This is a genomic window from Pseudomonas sp. S12(2018), assembly GCF_024355235.1.
Taxonomy (GTDB): Bacteria; Pseudomonadota; Gammaproteobacteria; order Pseudomonadales; family Pseudomonadaceae; genus Aquipseudomonas; species Aquipseudomonas palmensis.
Map to the genome: position 1 here is coordinate 294414 of NZ_QLAD01000004.1, position 20084 is coordinate 314497.

Consider the following 20084-nt stretch of genomic DNA (forward strand, 5'->3'; position numbering starts at 1 on the left):
CATGCTCAAACCGATACTCCTGGTAGAAGACAACCCCAACGACCTCGAACTGACCCTGCTCGCGCTCGAGCGCAGCCAGCTGGCCAACGAGGTGATCGTGGTACGCGACGGCGCCGAGGCGCTGGACTACCTGTTCCGCAGGAACAGCCATGCCGACCGCCCGCAAGGCAACCCGGCAGTGCTGCTGCTCGACCTCAAGCTGCCCAAGGTCGATGGCCTGGAGGTGCTCGAACAGGTGCGCGACTCGGCCGACCTGCGCAGCATTCCGGTGGTGATGCTGACCTCGTCCCGCGAAGAGCCGGACCTGGACCGCGCCTATCAGCTGGGCGTGAATGCCTACGTGGTCAAACCCGTGGAGTTCAAGGAGTTCGTCGGCGCCATCTCCGACCTGGGGATTTTCTGGGCCGTGCTCAACGAGCCACCGCCCGGTTCCACCCGGGTCGTGCGTCGCCCCAAGTCATGATGACAAGACATGCCTAGACGAGAGCCCGGAGCGCCGACGCCGCTCCCCAGAATAAAGCTGCTGCTGATCGAAGACAGCACCCACGACGTCGAGCTCACGCTGTTGACGCTGGAGCGCTATGGCCTGCAGGTCGACCCGGTGGTGGTGCACGATCACATCGGCGCCTGCGAGGCCATGCAGCAGCACACCTTCGACGTGATCGTGTGCGACTACCTGCTGCCCTCCTCGTCGGGCATCCAGGTGCTCGAGGTGGCCCAGCGGGCGGCCCCGGAAACGCCGTTCATCTTCCTGTCCGGCATCTTCGGCGAACAGCAGGCGGTGGAGACCATGCGCCTGGGCGCGGTCGACTACGTGCTCAAGCAGAACCTCAAGGTGCTGCCCAAGGCCATCCGCCGCGCCGTGCTCGAAGTGCGCGAACGCGAGAAGCGCCGCGCTGCGGAAAACGCCCTCGAAGAGGTCGAGACCCGCGCCCGCCTGGCCATCCAGGCTGCGGAGATGGGCGTGTGGGAACTGAGCGTGCCCAGCGGCTCGGTGCTGTGGGACGAGCGCTGCCGCGCCCTGTACGAAGTCACGCCCAGCTGCAACCTGCACCTTGACCAGGTGCTGGAGCACTGCCACCCCGACGACCGGGCTATGCTGCGGGCCAAGGTCGAGCAGGCCCTGAGCTGCGAATCGGTGTTCCATGCCGAATACCGCGTGCAGTTGTCGGGCGGTCGCCTGCGCTGGATCAACTCCAACGGCCGTTCGCTGTTCAAGGATGGCCGTTGCGTGCGTTTCAGCGGGGTGATGCAGGACATCAGCGAGCGCAAGGTCGCCACCCAGGCCCTGGTGCAGTTGACCGAAACCCTGGGCGAGCGCGTAGAGCAACGCACCCGCGAGCGCGACCGCACCTGGGAGCTGTCGCGTGAACTGCTGGGGGTGCTGCGCTTCGACATGACCCCGATCAACTTCAACCCGGCCTGGGAGGCGGCGCTGGGCTGGTCGCGGGACCAGATCGGCAGCCTGCGCCTGTGGGAGCTGATCCACCCCCTCGATCTGGACGCCACCATCAAGGAAACCCGCAGCATCGCCAGCGGCAACGTATCGACCCGCTTCGTCAACCGCATGCGCCACGCCAACGGCGACTACCGGTGGCTGTCCTGGACCATCGTGCCGGAGAACGGCCTGATGTACGCCGCCGTGCGCGACATCACCGATGAGCGTGCGGTGGTCGAGGAACTGGCCGCCACCAACAAGCGCCTGCGCGAACAGATCGACGAGAAGGAACGCGTGGAAGCCACGCTGCAGCAGATGCAGCGCCTGGAAGTGGTCGGCCAGCTGACGGCTGGAGTGGCCCACGACTTCAACAACCTGCTCACGGTGATCCTCACCAGCGCGACCTTTGCCACGCGCGACATTGCCCGCGGCAACCTGGACAAGGCCCGCACCCGGCTGGAACACATCACCGATGCCGGTGAACGTGGCGCCCGGCTCACGGCCCAGCTGCTGTCGTTCTCGCGCCGCCAGCGCCTGCAACCGCGCCCGGTGGACCTGAACGCCACCGTGCGCGGCATGCAGAGCCTGCTGAACAAGGCGCTGGGGGCCAATATCTGGGTAGAGATGTCGCTGGCCCCGGACCTGTGGACCGCCTCGGCGGACCTGACCCAGACCGAGATGATCATCCTCAACCTCATCATCAACGCCCGCGACGCCATGGCCAACGGGCCCGGCTCGGTGCTGCTGCGTACCCACAACGTCACCGTGGAGGCCGCGCCCCTGCGGCCCGAAGACCCGGAACCCGGCCACTACGTGGTGTTCTCCATCGTCGACTCGGGCAGCGGCATGAACGAGGACACCCTGCTCAGGGCCTTCGAGCCGTTCTTCACCACCAAGCCGGTGGGGCATGGATCGGGGCTGGGGCTGGCCCAGGTGTTCGGTTTCGCCAAGCAGTCCGGTGGTGGGGTGCGCATCGAAACCACCCTGGATGTCGGCACCACGGTCAGCGTGTACCTGCCGCGGATCCAGGGCGACGCGGTGGCCGTGCTGCCCAGCCCTGCGCCGGTGAGTGAACCGCATCAGCCGCTGGGCTCGACCATCCTGCTGGTGGACGATGACAGCACCGTGCGTACCCTCACGGCCACCTTGCTGGAATCGTTTGGCCTGAAGGTGGTGCAGGCGCGCAACGGCCCGGATGCACTGAACATGCTGAGCCCCGAGATCGACCTGCTGCTGACCGATTACGCCATGCCGGGCATGACCGGCGGCGAGCTGGCGGCCCTGGTCAAGCGCTCCTACCCGCAGTTGCCGGTGGTGTTCGTGACTGGCTATGCCAATACCGACGTGCTGGGGCTGAGCCATTCGACGGTGATCCAGAAGCCGTTCAGCGAGCGCGACTTGCGCAGCAAGATCTGGGCAGCGCTGGCGCGTTGAAAAAACCTGTACACGCTTTCTACCTGGCCGAGCAAAAAAGATTATTCTTGAAAGACATTTTTCAACGCCAGACTATGTGAGAGCCGAATATGAAGATCGATGACATGGACGCCTTCGTCGCCGTCATCCGCTGCCAGTCGACCAACCTTGCGGCGCAGTCGCTGCAGTTGACGCAGCCGGCCATCACACGACGCGTGCAGAACTTCGAGGAAGACCTGGGCACCAACCTGCTCGACCGCAACACCAAGCCGCTCAAGCCCACGCCCATGGGCTGGCGCGTGTACGAGCAGTGCAAGGCCATCCTGCGCGAGATCGACACCCTGCGCGAGCTGGTGGCCAGCCACGGCTCGCCCAGCGGCACCCTGCGCCTGGGCGTGCCGCAGACCATCGGCGATGTGGTGCTGCTCGATGCCCTGGCGCAGATTCGCCAGGCCTACCCCGAGCTGCGGACCCAGGTCGCCAGCGGCTGGGGCAGCGCGCTGATCGCCAGGATGGAAAACGGCGAGCTGGATGCGGCCGCCGCGCTGTTCCCCTCCGGCAAGATCTTCCCCGAAGGCATCGCCAGCCGTTCCATCGGCCGCATGCACCTGCGGGTGGTGGCCGCCAAGGGCAGCGCCAGCAAGCGCAGCTACAAGCTCAAGGACTGCTACAGCCAGGGCTGGGTGCTCAACCCCGACGGCTGCGGGTTTCGCGCCGGCCTGCAGCGCGCCTTGAGCGAACAGGGGCTGTCGCTGCAGATCAACCTGGAAACCTTCGGCACCGAACTGCAACTGGGCCTGGTCGTCAACGGCCAGGGCCTGGGGCTGGTGCCCGAGCCGCTGCTGGCCGCCAGCCGTCATCGCGACCTGCTTGAAGTGGTCAACGTCAGCGACTTCAAGCCCCAGGTCGACCTGTGGCTGTTTCACCCCAGCTACCTGGGCAACCTGCAGGAGCCGGTGGAGCTGTTCGGCAGCGTCACGGCGCAGCGGCTGGCGCTGTAGCAGCCCCGCCCTGCCCCGCATCAGCCAAGGCAGCGGGCCTCACTCCAGCGTGATGTTGCCCGCCCGGATCACCTCGCCCCACCGTGCGCCGTCATCGGCGATCAGCTTGGCAAACCCCGCCGGGGTACTGTGCTCGACGCTGATCCCGTTCTGCGCGAACCGCTCGGCGGTCTGCGGCGCCTGGGCAATCGCGGCAATCGCCGCGCTCAACTGCTCGACCAGCTGCGGCGAAGCGCCCTTGGGCAGCACCAGGCCGAACCAGCCCGATGCCTCGAACCCCGGCAGGCCTGCCTCGCTGGCACTCGGCACCCCTGGCAGCAACGGCGAGCGCTGCGCGCTGCTGAGCACCAGCCCCTTGAGCTTGCCGGCCTGGATCTGCGGGGCCAGCACGGTGAGGGTATCCACCGCCACATCCACCTCGCCGCCCAGCACCGCCGTGACCGCCGGCGCACTGCCCTTGTACGGCACGTGCAGCAGGTCGATGCCCGCCAGGTTCTTCAGCAACTCCCCGGACAGGTGGCACAGGGTGCCGTTGCCGCACGACGAATAGCTCAACGCGCCCGGACGCGCCTTGGCCTGGTCGATCAGCGCCTGCAGCGTGTCGACCTTGCTGGCAGCCGGTACGGCCACCACGTTGGGCACCGAGGCCAGCACCGCCACGGGCGTGAAGTCCTGCAGCGGGTCGTAGCGCAGGCCCTTCTGCAGGTTGGGCAGTATGGTCAGCTGCCCGGCGGTGGCCAGCGACAGCGTGTAGCCATCGGGTTTGGCCTTGGCCACGGCCTCGGCGGCGATTGCGGTGCCGGCACCGGGCTTGTTGTCGACCACCACCGGCTGGCCCAGCGAGGCCGACAACTGCTCGGCGTAGTAGCGCCCCACGGTATCGGCAGCGCCGCCCGGCGGGAACGGCACCACCAGGGTCACGGCGCGGCTCGGGTAGGCATCGGCCTGGGCCAGTGCGGCAACGCCCAGGGCCAGTGCGGCCAGGGCAAACTTGAGCGGTAGGATGATTTTCATGCAAAGGTCCTGGAACAGTCAGGGTTGAAGCAGCCCTCAGTCTTCACTGAAGGCCACATGGCGCGTGGCGCGCACCCGCGGGATGAGCATCAGCCCCACCGCCAGCACGCACAGAATCAACAGGGTCAGGCTCAATGGCCGGGTGACGAACACCGTGGGATCGCCCCGCGACAGCAGCATCGCCCGGCGCAGGTTCTCCTCCATCAACGGGCCGAGCAGATAACCCAGAAGCAGTGGCGCCGGCTCGCAGCGCAGCTTGATGAACAGGTAGCCCAGCAACCCGAACGCCACCGTGAGCAGCACGTCGAACAGGCTGTTGTTGACGCTGTACACACCAATGCAGCAGAACAGCAGGATCGACGGGTACAGCAGGCGGTACGGCACCGACAGCAGCCGCACCCAGATCCCCACCAGCGGCAGGTTGAGCACCAGCAGCAACAGGTTGCCGATCCACATGCTCACGATCAGCCCCCAGAACAGCTCGGGGCGCTCGTCGATCACCTGCGGGCCCGGCACGATGCCGTGGATCATCATGGCCCCGGCCATCAGCGCCATCACTGCGTTGGAAGGCAGGCCCAGCACCAGCATCGGGATGAACGAGGTCTGTGCCCCGGCGTTGTTGGCAGACTCCGGCCCGGCCACGCCCTCGATGGCGCCCTGGCCGAAGCGCTCGGGGTGCCTGGCGATACGCTTTTCGACCATGTACGAGGCAAACGCGCCCAGCATCGCCCCGCCCCCCGGCAGCACGCCCAGCACCGCGCCCAGGCCGGTGCCGCGCAGCATCGGCTTCCAGCTGCGCCGGTAGTCTTCGCGGGTCGGCATCAGGCTGCCCACCCGCGCCACCTGGGGCGGCTGGCCGCGGCTGCGCTCCAGGTTGGCGATGATCTCGGCGATGCCGAAGATGCCCATCGAGATCACCACGAAACTGATGCCGTCGCTCAACTGGGGCAGGCCGAAGGTAAAGCGCTCCACCCCGGAATTCACGTCGGTGCCCACCAGGCCCAGCAGCAGCCCCAGCAGGGTCATGGCCACGGCCTTGAGCACGTCGCCCTGGGCCAGCACCACGGCGGCCACCAGGCCCAGCAGCATCAGCGAGAAGTACTCGGCCGGGCCGAACTTCAGCGCCACTTCGGCCAGCGGTGCGGCAGCAGCGGCCAGCAGCAGGATCGACAGGCTGCCGGCAATGAACGAACCGATCGCGGCAATGGCCAGGGCCGCCCCGGCCCGGCCCTTGCGTGCCATGGCATGGCCGTCCAGGCAAGTCACCACCGAGGACGACTCGCCCGGCAGGTTGACCAGGATCGCCGTGGTCGAGCCGCCGTACTGGGCGCCGTAATAGATGCCCGACAGCATGATCAGCGCCGCCGCCGGGCTCAGGCCGTAGGTAATCGGCAGCAGCATGGCGATGGTGGCCACCGGCCCCAGGCCGGGCAGCACCCCCACCAGCGTGCCCAGGGTCACACCGATCAGGCAGTACAGCAGGTTGTTCAGGGTGAAGGCGGCTTCAAGGCCGATACCCAGGTGTGCCAACAGCTCCATGGGTCGCTCCTCAGACAGGCCAGGCCGGCAGGTTCAGGCCCAGCCCGTAGCCGAACACCAGCACGCTGAACAGCCCCAGCGCGCTGCCCACCGCCAGCAGTTCGCCCAGGTGCGCCTTGTGCCGGCCCAGGCCGCTGAGCAGCGTCATGCACAGGGTCGCCAGCGCCAGGCCAAGGCTGGGCAGCAGCAGCGCGAACGCCACCACGCTGGCACTGATGGCCAGCGCCGGGCGGACGATGAACAACCCGCCCAGCGTGACCTTCTCGCGGCCCAGCCACAGGCCGCGCACCAGCAAGGCCACGCCCAGCCCGCACAGGGCCAGGCTCACCAGCCAGGGAAAGTAGCCTGCGCCCATGCGCATCGCCGTGCCGCTGGCATAGGCGCTGCCCACCAGCAGCCCGGTCAGGCCGAAGCCCAGGAACAGGCAGCCGGCCAGCACTTCGCGGGCATCAAGGTTCAGGGTCAGGGAATGCGGGCGCGCAGTGGCGGCCCGTTGCAGAGCATCTCGCACGCAGGTCTCCAGGTGCCGGTACGGCACAAGGCAAGGCGATCCGCGCGTGCGGTCTCGGGGTGGGGTTGGGGTAGCTGCGCCGTTCAGGCGCTGCGTTGTGCCTGGCGCGCCGCGACCTTGGCGTGGGTCAGCGGGATCAGCTCGCGGCCGTAGTCGGCGGCGTCGTTGATCGGGTCGAACCCGCGAATCAGAAAGGTGGTCACGCCCAGCTCGTAGTACGCCAGCAAGGCATCGGCCACCTGCTCGGGGGTTCCCACCAGCGCGGTGGAGTTGTGCCCACCGCCAACCAGTGCAGCCATACCGGTCCACAGGCGCTCATCCACGCGCTCGCCTTGCGCCACGGTGTCCAGCAGGCGCTGCGCACCGACGCTCTGCGGCTTGTTGGCCACCACCGGGCCGGCGCGCTCCAGGCGCTGGCGAGCGGTATCGAGAATGGCATCGGCCTTGGCCCAGGCCGCAGCTTCGGTATCGGCGATGATGGGCCGGAACGACACGCTGAACTGCACTTGGCGCCCGTGCAAGGCCGCCTGGGCACGTACTGCCTGAATGGTTTCGCGGGTCTGCTCCAGCGACTCGCCCCACAGCGCGAACACATCGGCATGCTTGCCGGCCACTTCCAGGGCCGCCGCCGAAGAACCACCGAAAAACACCGGCAGGTGCGGCTTTTGCACAGGCTTGATGGCGGAGAAGGCGTTCTGCGCCTGGTAGAAGGTGCCGTGATGATCGAAGGGGGTGTCTTGGGTCCAGACCTTGCGCACCACCTCCAGAAACTCGTCGCTGCGCGCATAGCGCTGGTCGTGGTCGAGGTAGTCGCCGTCCTTGCGTTGCTCGCCGTCATTGCCGCCACTGATCACGTGCAGCGCCAGGCGTCCGTCGAGCAGGTGATCGAGGGTTGCCAGCTTGCGCGCGGCCAGGGTCGGCGCCACGAAGCCGGGGCGATGCGCCAGCAGAAAGCCGATACGCGGCGCCGCCAGCCCGGCCAGGGCCGTGACCAGAAAGCCGTCGGGCTGATCCGACCAGTACCCCACCAGAATCCGGTCGAAGCCTGCCTGCTCGTGCACCTGGGCAAAACGGGTGATGTACGCCTTGTCGAAGATCGGGCCAGCCGGATCGAGGGTCTCCGAAGACAGGCGGTGGCCGATCATGCCGATGAATTGAACGCTCATGGGGGGCTCCTTGAAGAGGGCGAAGAAAGCTTATTGGTTATAGAAGGTTCTTTCTTCAAAACGAACGCTTATAAGCTACCGAGCCCGCCACCCCTTGTGAAATTCATTTTAGGCATAACCTAATATAAAAAATGATTTATATCGAAACAGCTTTAAAATTCACTTTGCGCATATTAGCTTATGCTCAATTTGAATTTTGAGAATCATCAGGCGGTTGCTAGGCTGATTCGAAACCGTAGCCAGAGCCCCGACCATGACCGACCCCCTTCGCCTGGACCGCTTGCGTCAGTTCATCGACGAACTGGCCAGCCTGCTCGACCGAGAAACCGATGAAGCGGCCCTTCTCGATGATGGCCAGCGCCTGTTGCAGCAACTGGTGGCCCATGACGACTGGCTGCCGCCAGAGCTGGCCCAGCCCAGCCCCGAACGCTATCAGCAATACCTGCTGCACTGCGATTCGCGCCAGCGCTTCTCCATCGTCAGCTTCGTGTGGGGGCCGGGGCAGACCACGCCGGTCCACGACCACCGGGTATGGGGCCTGATCGGCATGCTGCGCGGCGCCGAATACGCCCAGGGGTTTGCCCGCAGCGAGCACGGCGCGCTGCTGCCGTCCGGCAGCCCGGTGCGCCTCGAGCGCGGCCAGGTCGAGGCGGTGTCGCCGCGCATCGGCGACATCCATCAGGTCAGCAATGCCTTCGACGACCAGGTGTCGATCAGCATCCACGTGTACGGCGCCAACATCGGCGCGGTCAGGCGTGCCGTGTACCTGGCCGACGGCAGCGAGAAACCCTTCATTTCCGGTTATTCCAACACCCAACTGCCCAATCTGTGGGACCTGTCAAAAGAGAACCTTGCGCCATGAGCACCCCGACCACCCGCACCTACGCCCACCTGCGCCAGCACTTGCTGGCCAGGCATGAACTGGCCCTGATCGATGTGCGCGAAGAAGCACCCTTCGCCGTGGAACATCCGCTGTTCGCGGCCAACATCCCGCTGTCCAGGCTTGAAATCGAAATCTACGCGCGAGTGCCCCGGCGCGATACACCGATCACCGTGTATGACGATGGCGAGGGCCTGGCGCAGATTGCGCTCCAGCGCCTGGGTCAACTTGGCTACAGCGACGTGGCCCTGCTCGAAGGCGGCCTGGCCGGCTGGCGCGAGGCCGGCGGCGAGCTGTTCCAGGATGTGAACGTACCTAGCAAGGCGTTTGGCGAACTGGTGGAAAGCCAGCGCCACACCCCTTCGCTGGCGGCCGAAGAAGTGCAGGCGCTGCTGAACGAAAAGGCCGACGTGGTGGTGCTGGATGCGCGTCGCTTCGACGAATACCAGACCATGAGCATTCCGGGCGGCATCAGCGTGCCGGGTGCCGAACTGGTGCTGCGGGTGGCCGAGCTGGCACCGAACCCGGCCACCCGCGTGATCGTCAATTGCGCCGGGCGCACCCGCAGCATCATCGGCACCCAGTCGCTGGTCAACGCCGGCATTCCCAACCCGGTATCGGCTTTGCGCAACGGCACCATTGGCTGGACATTGGCGGGGCAGACCCTGGCCCATGGCCAATCGCGGCGCTTTGGCGACGTGAGCCCGGCCAACCGGCAGCGCGCCGCCGAACAGGCCCGGGCCGTGGCCGACAAGGCCGGCGTCGTGCGTGCGGACAGCCAGACGCTGGCGGCGTGGCGCGCCCAGGCCGATCGCAGTACTTATGTGTTCGATGTGCGCACCCCCGAGGAATTTGCCCGGGGCCACCTGCCAGGCAGCCGCTCGACGCCGGGTGGTCAGCTGGTGCAGGAAACCGACCATGTGGCCAGTGTGCGCGGGGCGCGCATCGTGCTGATCGATGACGATGGCGTGCGTGCCAACATGAGTGCGTCGTGGTTGGCGCAGATGGGCTGGGAGGTGGCGGTGCTCGATGGCTTGGGCGCAGGCGACTTCAGCGAAACGGGTGATTGGCAGCCGCCGTTGCCGGCGTTGCCGCAGCCTTCGACCATCGACCCCGAGCAGTTGGTGCAGTGGCAGGCCGACGCCGACACGGTGCTGCTCGACTTCACCACCAGTGCCAATTACGTGCAGCGGCACATACCGGGTGCGCACTGGGCGATCAGGGCACAGCTGGAGCAGGCACTGGAGCGCTTGCCGGTGGCGGGACGTTACGTGCTGACCTGCGGCAGCAGCTTGCTGGCGCGGTTCGCGGCGCAGGACCTGCAACGCCTGACCCGAGTGCCGGTGTTCGTGCTGGAGGGTGGTACGGGCCGCTGGATTGCCGAGGGGCGGCCGCTGGAGTCGGGCGAGACGCACCTGGCGGTGCCGCGCAGCGACCGTTACCGCCGGCCGTATGAAGGCACCGACAACCCGCGTGAGGCGATGCAGGGGTACCTGGATTGGGAGTTCGGGTTGGTGGCGCAGCTGGGGCGTGATGGCACCCATGGGTTCCGGGTGATCTGAACCTCCTGAGCAGACCGTATCAGGTCTGCCCCTGGCCGACAGGCCGCATACGCAGGTGCGGGCAAGGCCCGCTCCTGCTTGCGTCGGGCACAAGCACAGTAGGCGCCGGCCTTGCCGGCGAATCGAGCGCGAAGCGCTCGTACAACCTGAACCCACCGTGGATCAGGCAGCCCCCACCCGCCGAGCCGCAATCAGCGCCCTGCCACCGGCTCGAACAACGACACCGCCGCCGCATCCACCTTGCGCGGCAACAGGCCCTGGGCAAAGAACACATCGGCAATCTGCTGCTGTTCGGCCAGATGCTCCGGCTTCACCAACTGCACGTCGTAACTGCGCCGCGTATTGGCCTGCTCCACCGTGGCCACATCCAGGTTGCCCCACAACGGCCCCAGCACCTGCGCCGCCTGCGTGGGGTTGGCCTTGGTCCACTGCCCTGCCTTCTGCAACGCACCGAACACGGTTTCAAGCACCTGCGGATGCGCCTTGGCGTAATCGCTGCCCGCCAGGTAGTAACGCTGGTAACTGGCCAGCCCCTGCCCGTCGCTCAGCACCCGCGCATGCTGCTGGCGCTGGGCGCTGGCCACGAACGGGTCCCAGGTGACCCAGGCATCGACCTTGCGGTTCTCGAACGCCGCACGGCCATCGGCCGGGATCAGGTAGGCCGGCTGGATATCGCTGAAGGTCAACCCGGCCCTGGCCAGGGCCTGTATCAACAGGTAATGGCTCCCCGCGGCCTTGGTCACCGCCACCTTCTTGCCCTTGAGATCCGCCAGGCTGTGCAGCGGCGAATCCGCCGGCACCAGAATGGCCTGGGCCAGTGGCGATGGCGTCTCGCGGGCAAAATAGGTCAACCGCGCCCCCGCCGCCTGGGCGAACACCGGCACGGTGTCGGCCACATCCGCCGACACATCGACATTGCCCAGGTTCAGGGCCTCCAGCAGCGGCAGGCCGCTGGCGAACTCATGCCAGCTGACCTGTATGCCCTGCTGCGCCAGCTGCTGCTCCAACGTACCCTGGGCCTTGAGCAGAATCAGCAGCGTCGAGGATTTCTGGTAACCGATGCGCAGGGTTTGCCCCGCGCTGGCGCTACCGATCAGGCTGGCGCCAAGCAGCGCGCCGATGGCCAGTTGTCGCAGACGTTTGAACGGTTGCATGGGGTCAGCTCCTGTCAGTGGGCCTGGGTCACGGCGACGCTGGCGGGCAGCACGAAGCCGCCGGCAAAGGTCGGCGCCACGTCCAGACGTTGGGCAATCAGGCCGTGGGCCTGGTAGAAGTCGGCGGTTTCCTGCTGCTCGGCGATGGTGCCGGCGTCCACGACCTGCCAGCGCAACTGGCGACGCTCGAACTGCAGCCGGGCCGCGTCCTGCGGGAAGCCGATGATCTGCGCCAGGGTCTTGGAGTAGCTGTCCAGGTTCTGGTTGGCCCACACCTGGGCCTTGGCCAGGCGCGCCAGGTAGTCCTGCAGGGCCGCGCGCCGGGCCGGGTCGGCCAACGCCTTGTCAGTCGCCGCCAGAAAGCTGTTGCCACTGGACAAGCCGCGACCATTGACCAGCACCCGGCCCTGGCCAGTGGTTTCGGCCAGCGCGGTATAGGGCTCCCACGTCGCCCAGGCATCCACCGAACCGTTGGCCAAGGCCATCCTGGCATCCACCGGGCCAAGGAAGCGGAACTCGACGTCCTTCTCGCTCAGCCCCGCGCTGGCCAGCGCCTTGAGCGCCACGTAATGGCCAATCGAGCCGCGCCCGGTGGCGATGCGCTTGCCCTTGAGGTCGGCCGCCGCGTGCAGCGCCGACCCGGGGTCCACCAGCACCGCTGTGCCATAGGCGTCGGACTTGTCCACGGCAATCGCCTTGACCTGCGCGCCGGACGCCAGGGCGAACAGCAGCGGCGCATCACCGATGATGCCGGCGTCCACCGCGCCGGCATTGAGCGCCTCGGCCAGCGGCGCGGCAGCCGGAAACTCCGCCCACTTGATGTCATACGGCAGGTCGCGCAGCCCGTCGGCGGCCTCCAGCTGGGCACGCATGTTGCCCTTCTGGTCGCCGATGCGCAGTTCGATACGCGGTTCGGCCAGCACCTGCCCGGCCAGCAGCAAGGCGCCAGCGAGGGCGAGAAGTCGTGAAATGGGTGGCATGCAGTGCACTCCTGAAGGCGATTGTAGAGCGACTCTACCGGCTCGCCATAAATCAGTGAAGTGCATTTTATGAATATCCTAATATGCAAATAGCGTTTAATTATCGCCATTAGCTTATAACCATAAAGAATTTTACAGCAGAAAATTTAACGCATACGGTCATAAGCCCGCCGATCTGCACACACAACTCAGGGCGGGACGACGGCACCCCCGGGTGCTCCCTGGATTTTCTGCGATGAGTGCCTGATGAGCCTGTCTTCTATTGCCGCGCCGTACCGTTCGATCGAGTCGGCCCCTGCCCTCGCCGACCTGGACCCACTGCTGTTTACCCTGACCCGCGAGCTGGCCGCCAGCGCCACCGAGGTGGACCGCAGCGGTGCCTTCCCCGCCGCCAACTTTGCCCTGCTGCAACGCCATGGCCTGCTCGCGCTCACCGTGCCGCGCGAGCTGGGGGGTGCCGGTGCCGACCTCGCCACCGCGCGCAAGGTGGTGGCCGCCGTGGCCAAGGGCGAGCCCTCCACCGCACTGATTCTGGTCATGCAGTACCTGCAGCACGTGCGCCTGCAGGACGACCAGCGCTGGCCGCTGTCGCTGCGCCAGCGCCTGGCCCGCGAAGCGGTGGAGCACGGCGCGCTGATCAATGCCTTCAGGGTCGAACCCGAGCTGGGCACCCCGGCCCGTGGCGGCCTGCCCTCGACCCTCGCGCGGCGTACCGCCGAAGGCTGGCGCCTGTCCGGCACCAAGCTCTACTCCACCGGCAGCCACGGCCTGAGCTGGTACCTGGTGTGGGCGCGCAGCGACGATGCCGACCCGCTGGTGGGTGGCTTTCTGGTGCACAAGGACAGCCCCGGCATCCGCATCGTCGATGAGTGGGATCACCTGGGCATGCGTGCCACCTGCAGCCACCGCGTCGAGTTCGACGATGTGCTGCTGCCGCTGGAGCACGCCGTGGCCGTCAGCCCGGCCAGCGCACCGCGCGCCGAGCTCGATGGCGAAGCTCAGCTGTGGATGGCGGTGCTGCTGGCCAGCCTCTACGACGGCGTGGCCCAGGCCGCACGCGACTGGCTGGTGAGCTTCCTGCGCGAGCGGGTGCCATCCAACCTCGGCCAGCCGCTGGCCAGCCTGCCGCGCTTTCAGGAGCGGGTCGGGCGCATCGATACCCTGCTGTTCGCCAACCGCAACCTGCTCGACTCCGCGGCCAGCGGCCACGTCACCGCGCAGCACGCCGGGCAGCTCAAGCAACTGGTCACGCACAACGCCATCCAGGCCGTGGAGCTGGCCATCGAGGCCAGCGGCAACCCAGGGCTTTCGCGGCACAACCCGCTGGAGCGGCACTACCGCAACGTGCTGTGCAGCCGCATCCACACCCCGCAGGATGACGTGGTGTTCCACAGTGCCGGGCGCTCGGCGCTGAGCCAGGAAGCGCCGTGACCCTCGCCCCCGGCTGACAGCGGCCGAACGGCCACGCACCGCCGCCCACCAAATCGGCCTATGCTCAAACAGGCCTGCCGGCGGAGGTGCACATGTGCGGACGACTGAGCCAGTACCACGGCATCCACGAGTTCGTGGACGCCCTGAGCATGCCCAACCCACTGGTCAACCGCGTGGGCGATGCGCCGCTTGGGCACTACAACGTGGCCCCCACCACCCAGCTGGCGGTACTCCGCCTGCAGCATGACACCCTGCACGCCGACCTGCTGCGCTGGGGCTGGCGGCCACACTGGGCGCAGGACAAGCCGGCACCGATCAATGCCCGCGTCGAGAAGGTGGCCCACGGCCCGTTCTTTCGCGCCATCTGGCCGCACCGGCTGATCGTGCCGGTCGACAACTGGTTCGAATGGGTCGATGAGGGCGGGCCTAAGAAGCAGCCCTACCTGATCCGCCGCCGCGATGGACGCCCTGCCCTGTGCGCGGCCATCGGCCAGCTGGGCGACCCACCCGGCGAACAGGACGGCTGCGTGATCATCACGGCCGACAGCCAGGGCGGCCTGCTGGATGTGCATGACCGGCGCCCGGTGGTGCTGGCTGCAGATGCGGCACGCCACTGGCTGGACCCCGCCACCTCCAAGGCATACGCCGAACAGCTGCTGCTGGACCTCGCCGAGCCCGCCCAGGTGTTCGAGTGGTACCCCGTGGACAGCGCCGTGGGCAACAGCCGCAACCAGGGCCCGGCCCTGGTGCAGCGCCGGCCCCCCTGAACGGCGCCTACTCGCCCAGGTACGCCTTCTGCACCTGCTCGTTGTGCAGCAGGTCGCTGGCCTGGCCTTCCAGCGCGATGCGCCCGCCATCGATCACATAGGCGCGCTGGCAGGTCTGCAAGGCAAGCCTGGCGTTCTGCTCCACCAGCAGCAGGGTCACGCCGCCCTTGACCACCTCGACGATGGTTTCGAAGATCTTCTGCACGATGATCGGCGCCAGGCCCATCGACGGCTCGTCGAGCAACAGCAGCTTGGGCCTGCCCATCAATGCCCGGGAAATCGCCAGCATCTGCTGCTCGCCGCCCGACATGGTGCCGGCCAGCTGAAAGGCGCGCTCCTTGAGCCGCGGGAAGATGCCGAACATGCGTTCGATATCTGCCTGGATCGCGTCCTTGCCGTCGGTTCGCGAGAACGCGCCCATCTCTAGGTTCTCGTACACCGTCAGTTTGGGGAAGATCCCGCGGCCTTCCGGCACCAGCGCCAGGCCCTGGCGGATCAGGTCGTAGCTCTTGATCGCCGCATGCGCCTTGCCATCGAAGGTGATCTGCCCGGCAACCGGGCTGAGCAGGCCGGCCAGGGTCTTGAGGGTGGTGGTCTTGCCGGCGCCGTTGGCGCCGATCAGCGCGACCATTTCGCCTTCGCGGATGTGCAGGTCGATGCCCTTGATCGCCTGGATGGCCCCGTAGGCCACCTGCAGGTCGCGTACTTCAAGAATGTTCTTCATGTTCAGGCCACCGCCTCCGAACCCAGATAGGCCTCGATTACCCGAGGGTCCCTTTGCACATCGGCCGGCAGGCCATCGGCGATCTTCCTGCCGAATTCCAGCACGGTGACGTGATCGCACAAGCCCATCACCAGCTTCACGTCATGCTCGATCAGCAGCACCGTCTTGCCGTCGGCCTTCATCTTGCACATCAGCTGGCGCAGGCCTTCGGTCTCGGAGGCGTTCATGCCGGCCGCCGGTTCGTCCAGGGCAATCAGCAAGGGTTCGGTGGCCAGCGAGCGGGCAATTTCCAGACGCCGCTGGTCGCCGTAGGAGAGGTTCTTGGCCAGTTCCCCGGCCAGGTGCCCGATGCCCACGTAGGCCAGCCAGTGCCGCGCAGCCTGGCGAATCTCGCGCTCTTCGCGCACGCAGGCCGGGGTGCGGAACACGGCCCCGAACACCCCGCAGCGGGTGCGTACATGGCGACCGATCATCACGTTTTCCAGCGCGGTCATGTTGTGGAACAGCCGGATGTTCTGGAAGGTGCGCGAGATACCCGCCTCCACCACCTTGTGCGGCTTGCTGATGTTCAGCGGCTTGCCGTCGAATTCGACCTTGCCCTCTTCGGCCCGGTACAGCCCGGTAAGCACGTTGAACAGGGTGGTCTTGCCCGCGCCGTTGGGGCCCAGCAGGCCGCGGATCTCGCCGCGCCGGATCGACAGGTCGATGCCGTGCAGGGCCTGCAGGCCGCCAAAGAACTTGCTGACCGAACGCAGCTCCAGTAATACGTCGCTCATACCTTGTCCGCCTGTTGGGCCGGGTGATCGAAGGCCGGCGTGCTCGCGGGCACCGTGGTGCTCAGCGCGGTCGCCGCCGGGGTGGGCTCGGGGTCGCCGTCATGCAGCTCGGCGCGGCGTCGGTTGGACGGCCACAGGCCCTCGGGCCGGTAGCGCATCACCAGAATCAGCGCCAGGCCGAACACCAGCATGCGCAGGGTCGAGGCATCCAGCACGTTGCGCAGCACCTCGCGGCTGACGAAGGTCACGTTGTCCATCACGAACGGCTGTATCCAGTTGACCAGGTCGCGGAACACCTCGGGCATCACCGACAGGATCAACGCCCCCAGCACCACGCCGCGAATCGAGCCCATGCCGCCGAGCACCACCATCGCCAGCACCATGATCGACTCCATCAGGGTGAATGACTCGGGGCTGACGAAGCCCTGGTAGCTGGAGAACAGCACCCCGGACACCCCGCCAAAGGTCGCGCCCATGGCAAATGCCAGCAGCTTGAGGTTGCGCTTGTTCAGGCCCATGGCCTCGGCCGCCACCTCGTCCTCGCGCAGGGCCATCCAGGCCCGCCCGATGCGCGAGACTTCGAGGCGCTTGGACAGCACGATGGCGAAGATCACCACCACCAGGAAGAACAGGTAGTAGCTGATCACCGGGGTGACCTTGAGCCCGAACAGGCTCCATGAGGTCTGCAGCGACAGCAGCGCCTCGGGCGCCTGCCCTGCGGCATGCGACCAGGCCCCGCCGTCGATGTGCAAGGGTGCGATGTTGCTGATGCCCTGCGGCCCGTTGGTGATGTTCACCGGCTGGTCGAGGTTGTTCATGAAGATGCGGATGATCTCGCCAAAGCCCAGGGTCACGATGGCCAGGTAGTCGCCGCGCAGCTTGAGCACCGGGGCGCCGATCAGCACCCCGCAGATGGCCGCGGCAATCGCTGCCAGCGGGATGATCACCCACAGCGGCCAGTTCAGCACGCCGTCCACCAGCCCGGCCATGTTCAGGTGCGGCGAGGCCAGCAAGGCGTACAGGTAGGCGCCGATGGCGTAGAAGCCGATGTAGCCCATGTCGAGCAGGCCGGCGTAGCCGATCACGATGTTCAGGCCCAGTGCCAGCAGCACGTAGAGCATGGCAAAGCCGAGGATGCGTACCCAGGTGGGCCCCAGGAACGGAATGCTGTCGACGACGAAGGGCAAGGCCACGAACGCCAGGATCAGCAGCAGGTACTGTGCGGTTTGGTTTTTCATGTGCGTTGCCTCCTAGGCCCGGTCGGCCTGGCGTTCGCCCATCAGGCCGTTGGGCCGGAACAGCAGCACCAGAATGAGCACGGCGAACGCGAAGATGTCCTGGTAGTTGGCGCCCAGGAAGCCCCCGGTGAGGTGGCCGGTGTAGCCGGCGGCCAGCGACTCGATCAGGCCCAGCAGCAGCCCGCCGGCCATGGCCCCGAACAGGTTGCCGATGCCGCCCAGCACCGCCGCCGAGAAGGCCTTGAGCCCCAGCAGCAGGCCCATGTAGGCGTCGGCCTGGCCGTAGTTGACCGCGCGCATCACCCCGGCGATGGCGCCAAGCCCGGCACCGATCAGGAAGGTCGCGGAAATCACCCGGTTGATGTTGATGCCCATCAGCCCGGCCACTTCCTGGTTCTGCGCGGTGGCGCGCATGGCCTTGCCCAGGCGGGTCTTGTCGACCAGCAGCCACAGCCCCAGCATGATCACCACCGAGATGATCATGATGCTCATCTGCACGTTGGTGACGGTGGCGCCGAACACCTCGATCGGGCGGGTTTCGACCACTTCGGGGAAGGTCTTGTAGCCACGCCCCCAGATCATCATCGCCAGGTTCTGCAAGGCGATCGAGATGCCGATCGCGAGGATCAGCGGGGTCAGGCGCGGGGCCTTGCGCAAGGGCCGGTAGGCGAACTTCTCCATGCCCTGGGCCATCAGCATGCACACCGCCGCCGCCACCATGATCGCCAGCAGCAGGGTCAGGATGCCGGGCGCAAAGCCCATGCCCGCGAGCATGCTCAGCACCGAGATGGTCACCATGGCGCCCACCATCACCACCTCGCCGTGGGCGAAGTTGATCAGGCCGATGATGCCGTAGACCATGGTGTAGCCCAGGGCTACCAGGGCATAGATGCTGCCCAGCACCAGGCCGTTGAGGACCTGCTGCAACAAGATATCGAAATTGCCTTCCACGAGCTGAATCCTCAAAACTGCGTTGTCGCTCACCGCGTGCGCTGGCAACAGCGACGCGGCGGCATGCCTGGCAGGTCAGAAATGAACGCTTCTTATTGTTGCGAGCCGGGCGGCCCGCTTGTTATTCGAGGTAGAGCAACGGCTCAGTCGCGCTCGACCGAGAGGGTTTTCCAGCCGCCGTCGGCAAACTGGAACACCGTGGCGGCCGGGCTTTTCAGGTTGCCGAATTCATCGAATGCGATGGTGCCGGTGACGCCCTCGTAGCTTTCGCTCTTGAGTACCGGCAGGTACACGGCAGGGTCGGCCGACTGCGCCTTGACCATGGCGGTGATCGCCGCCCAGGTGGCGTCGTACGCCGCAGGCGAGGACTGCACCACGCCCGTGCCGAACTTGGCCTTGAGCTTCTGCTCGAACGCCGCGCCCTTGGGCATCTCCAGCAACGGGGTGCCGTAGTTCCAGGCGTACACGCCCTCGGCGGCGCTGCCGGCCATCTTCTTGAACTCGTCGTTGGGCAGGTTGCCGATGTTCATGAACCTGGCCTTCAGGCCCAGGTTCTTCATCTGCTTGGCCATGGGGGCGGCCTGGTAGTCGAGGGCGGCGAAGAACACCGCATCGACCTTCTGCGACTTGGCGGTGGTGAGGATGGCATTGAAGTCGGTGGACTTGTCGTTGGTGTATTCGCGGACCACCACGTTGCCACCGGCGGCCTTGACCGCCTTGGTCACTTCGTCGGCCAGGCCCTGGCCGTAGGCGGTGCGGTCGTCGAAGATCGCGATGCGCTGGGCCTGCAGGGTCTTGACCAGGTAGTTGCCGGCATAGCGGCCGAGGGTGGCGTCGTCGTTGACCACGCGAAACACGGTCTTGATGCCCTGGCGGGTCAGCGCCGGGTTGGTCGCCGACGGCGAGATCTGCGGGATGCCGGCATCGGCGTAGATCTTCGAGGCCGGGATGCTGGTGCCCGAGTTGTAATGCCCGATCACCACCGCCACCTTCGAATCCACCAGGCGTTGCGCCACGGCGGTACCGGTACGCGGGTCGGCCACATCGTCCTCGGACACCAGCTTGAACTGGGCCACCTTGTCGCCCAGCTTCAACTGCTGCTGGTTGGCCTCTTCGATGGCGATGCTCACGCCATGTTCCACATCCAGCCCCTGGTGTGCAGAGGGCCCGGTCAGCGGGCCGGCAAAGCCGATCCGTACCAGCTGGGTGTCCGCCGCGTTCGCCGTGCCAGCCCCTATCAGTGTTGCCATCAGTGCAGCAAGGGCGGTCAAACCCCGGTTGTTCTTATTCATTCTCAGCTCCCAGTAATCATTGGACGAACTGCACACGCCTGGCCAACCTCGCCGGCGCACTTGTAAGATAACAGTCAGCAGGCAACTGTCAATGGGTGTATGCTTGAGGAAAATGAAAATGCTGACAAAAGCCACGCACGCCTTGATCCATGCACCTTAACGAGGCATGGGATTGCAGTAGAATCAGGCGCTTGCACCATAACAAGTCAGTTGTTTGATAACATATGGCTACATTTTCGCCGCTACT

At 66.4% G+C, this 20084-nt stretch carries 18 protein-coding genes; 7 read left to right on the forward strand and 11 right to left on the reverse strand.

All coding sequences use genetic code 11. The annotated features are described in order from the left end of the window. Window position 1 precedes the first annotated feature (1 nt). From DN388_RS11640 to DN388_RS11650, 3 genes are all read left to right on the forward strand, one after another. Complete coding sequence (locus tag DN388_RS11640) at window positions 2–463, forward strand: response regulator (protein ID WP_043864031.1); 462 nt, start codon at window positions 2–4, stop codon at window positions 461–463. 9 nt (window positions 464–472) lie between these two features. Next, window positions 473–2872, forward strand: coding sequence for a hybrid sensor histidine kinase/response regulator (locus DN388_RS11645; protein WP_043864032.1), 2400 nt, complete (start codon window positions 473–475; stop codon window positions 2870–2872). Between the two features lie 89 nt (window positions 2873–2961). Then, window positions 2962–3852, forward strand: coding sequence for a LysR family transcriptional regulator (locus tag DN388_RS11650; RefSeq protein ID WP_254999890.1), 891 nt, complete (start codon window positions 2962–2964; stop codon window positions 3850–3852). A 39-nt stretch (window positions 3853–3891) separates the two neighbouring features. On the opposite strand, the gene DN388_RS11655 is transcribed toward DN388_RS11650, so the two are convergent. The 4 genes from DN388_RS11655 to DN388_RS11670 all read right to left on the reverse strand — a co-directional run bounded on the left by DN388_RS11655 (window position 3892) and on the right by DN388_RS11670 (window position 8082). Then, on the reverse strand, window positions 3892–4866 hold the full coding sequence (locus DN388_RS11655) for a tripartite tricarboxylate transporter substrate binding protein (protein ID WP_054914351.1): 975 nt from the start codon (window positions 4864–4866) through the stop codon (window positions 3892–3894). Window positions 4867–4902: 36 nt separating this feature from the next. After that, window positions 4903–6405: a tripartite tricarboxylate transporter permease gene (locus DN388_RS11660; protein ID WP_043864035.1), complete on the reverse strand. Its 1503-nt coding sequence runs from the start codon at window positions 6403–6405 to the stop codon at window positions 4903–4905. Between the two features lie 10 nt (window positions 6406–6415). Beyond that, complete coding sequence (locus tag DN388_RS11665; protein WP_235593657.1) at window positions 6416–6916, reverse strand: tripartite tricarboxylate transporter TctB family protein; 501 nt, start codon at window positions 6914–6916, stop codon at window positions 6416–6418. An 83-nt stretch (window positions 6917–6999) separates the two neighbouring features. Beyond that, complete coding sequence (locus DN388_RS11670) at window positions 7000–8082, reverse strand: LLM class flavin-dependent oxidoreductase (RefSeq protein WP_254999893.1); 1083 nt, start codon at window positions 8080–8082, stop codon at window positions 7000–7002. Window positions 8083–8335: 253 nt separating this feature from the next. Here DN388_RS11670 and DN388_RS11675 point away from each other — a divergent pair, with 253 nt between their 5' ends. Together DN388_RS11675 and DN388_RS11680 are read left to right on the forward strand one after the other, a co-directional pair. Continuing rightward, window positions 8336–8944, forward strand: a complete 609-nt coding sequence (locus DN388_RS11675) for a cysteine dioxygenase (protein ID WP_088514431.1) — start codon at window positions 8336–8338, stop codon at window positions 8942–8944. Continuing rightward, window positions 8941–10524 (forward strand): rhodanese-related sulfurtransferase, encoded by a 1584-nt coding sequence (locus DN388_RS11680; RefSeq protein WP_058540329.1) that lies wholly within the window; start codon window positions 8941–8943, stop codon window positions 10522–10524. Before DN388_RS11675 ends, DN388_RS11680 begins: the two co-directional genes overlap by 4 nt. Before the next feature lie 191 nt (window positions 10525–10715). Here the strand turns inward: DN388_RS11680 and DN388_RS11685 are convergent, their stop codons facing one another. Together DN388_RS11685 and DN388_RS11690 are read right to left on the reverse strand one after the other, a co-directional pair. Continuing rightward, window positions 10716–11678: an aliphatic sulfonate ABC transporter substrate-binding protein gene (locus tag DN388_RS11685; RefSeq protein WP_254999896.1), complete on the reverse strand. Its 963-nt coding sequence runs from the start codon at window positions 11676–11678 to the stop codon at window positions 10716–10718. 14 nt (window positions 11679–11692) lie between these two features. Next, window positions 11693–12649 (reverse strand): ABC transporter substrate-binding protein, encoded by a 957-nt coding sequence (locus DN388_RS11690; protein ID WP_153002448.1) that lies wholly within the window; start codon window positions 12647–12649, stop codon window positions 11693–11695. A 255-nt stretch (window positions 12650–12904) separates the two neighbouring features. On the opposite strand from DN388_RS11690, the gene DN388_RS11695 reads away from it, so the two are divergent. Together DN388_RS11695 and DN388_RS11700 are read left to right on the forward strand one after the other, a co-directional pair. Then, entirely contained in the window at window positions 12905–14089 is a 1185-nt protein-coding gene (locus tag DN388_RS11695; protein WP_254999897.1) for an acyl-CoA dehydrogenase family protein, read from the forward strand. Between the two features lie 92 nt (window positions 14090–14181). Continuing rightward, window positions 14182–14856, forward strand: a complete 675-nt coding sequence (locus DN388_RS11700; protein WP_254999898.1) for an SOS response-associated peptidase — start codon at window positions 14182–14184, stop codon at window positions 14854–14856. Window positions 14857–14863: 7 nt separating this feature from the next. Here DN388_RS11700 and DN388_RS11705 read toward each other — a convergent pair whose 3' ends face one another. The 5 genes from DN388_RS11705 to DN388_RS11725 all read right to left on the reverse strand — a co-directional run bounded on the left by DN388_RS11705 (window position 14864) and on the right by DN388_RS11725 (window position 19837). Beyond that, window positions 14864–15580, reverse strand: a complete 717-nt coding sequence (locus DN388_RS11705) for an ABC transporter ATP-binding protein (protein WP_043864043.1) — start codon at window positions 15578–15580, stop codon at window positions 14864–14866. A gap of 2 nt (window positions 15581–15582) precedes the next feature. Next, window positions 15583–16356, reverse strand: a complete 774-nt coding sequence (locus tag DN388_RS11710) for an ABC transporter ATP-binding protein (protein ID WP_054914344.1) — start codon at window positions 16354–16356, stop codon at window positions 15583–15585. Next, window positions 16353–17594: an ABC transporter ATP-binding protein gene (locus DN388_RS11715; RefSeq protein ID WP_043864045.1), complete on the reverse strand. Its 1242-nt coding sequence runs from the start codon at window positions 17592–17594 to the stop codon at window positions 16353–16355. Before DN388_RS11715 ends, DN388_RS11710 begins: the two co-directional genes overlap by 4 nt. A 12-nt stretch (window positions 17595–17606) precedes the next feature. Then, complete coding sequence (locus DN388_RS11720; protein ID WP_043864046.1) at window positions 17607–18545, reverse strand: branched-chain amino acid ABC transporter permease; 939 nt, start codon at window positions 18543–18545, stop codon at window positions 17607–17609. Between the two features lie 143 nt (window positions 18546–18688). Continuing rightward, window positions 18689–19837, reverse strand: a complete 1149-nt coding sequence (locus DN388_RS11725; RefSeq protein ID WP_052504315.1) for a branched-chain amino acid ABC transporter substrate-binding protein — start codon at window positions 19835–19837, stop codon at window positions 18689–18691. Between the last annotated feature and the right edge of the window lie 247 nt (window positions 19838–20084).

Excerpts from the sequence above, each read along its gene's own strand:
- DN388_RS11640 (WP_043864031.1), top strand. The coding sequence starts at position 2 with ATGCTCAAACCGATACTCCTGGTAGAAGACAACCCCAACGACCTCGAA.
- DN388_RS11645 (WP_043864032.1), top strand. The coding sequence starts at position 473 with ATGCCTAGACGAGAGCCCGGAGCGCCGACGCCGCTCCCCAGAATAAAG.
- DN388_RS11650 (WP_254999890.1), top strand. The coding sequence starts at position 2,962 with ATGAAGATCGATGACATGGACGCCTTCGTCGCCGTCATCCGCTGCCAG.
- DN388_RS11655 (WP_054914351.1), bottom strand. The coding sequence starts at position 4,866 with ATGAAAATCATCCTACCGCTCAAGTTTGCCCTGGCCGCACTGGCCCTG.
- DN388_RS11660 (WP_043864035.1), bottom strand. The coding sequence starts at position 6,405 with ATGGAGCTGTTGGCACACCTGGGTATCGGCCTTGAAGCCGCCTTCACC.
- DN388_RS11670 (WP_254999893.1), bottom strand. The coding sequence starts at position 8,082 with ATGAGCGTTCAATTCATCGGCATGATCGGCCACCGCCTGTCTTCGGAG.
- DN388_RS11675 (WP_088514431.1), top strand. The coding sequence starts at position 8,336 with ATGACCGACCCCCTTCGCCTGGACCGCTTGCGTCAGTTCATCGACGAA.
- DN388_RS11680 (WP_058540329.1), top strand. The coding sequence starts at position 8,941 with ATGAGCACCCCGACCACCCGCACCTACGCCCACCTGCGCCAGCACTTG.
- DN388_RS11685 (WP_254999896.1), bottom strand. The coding sequence starts at position 11,678 with ATGCAACCGTTCAAACGTCTGCGACAACTGGCCATCGGCGCGCTGCTT.
- DN388_RS11695 (WP_254999897.1), top strand. The coding sequence starts at position 12,905 with ATGAGCCTGTCTTCTATTGCCGCGCCGTACCGTTCGATCGAGTCGGCC.
- DN388_RS11700 (WP_254999898.1), top strand. The coding sequence starts at position 14,182 with ATGTGCGGACGACTGAGCCAGTACCACGGCATCCACGAGTTCGTGGAC.
- DN388_RS11705 (WP_043864043.1), bottom strand. The coding sequence starts at position 15,580 with ATGAAGAACATTCTTGAAGTACGCGACCTGCAGGTGGCCTACGGGGCC.
- DN388_RS11710 (WP_054914344.1), bottom strand. The coding sequence starts at position 16,356 with ATGAGCGACGTATTACTGGAGCTGCGTTCGGTCAGCAAGTTCTTTGGC.
- DN388_RS11715 (WP_043864045.1), bottom strand. The coding sequence starts at position 17,594 with ATGAAAAACCAAACCGCACAGTACCTGCTGCTGATCCTGGCGTTCGTG.
- DN388_RS11725 (WP_052504315.1), bottom strand. The coding sequence starts at position 19,837 with ATGAATAAGAACAACCGGGGTTTGACCGCCCTTGCTGCACTGATGGCA.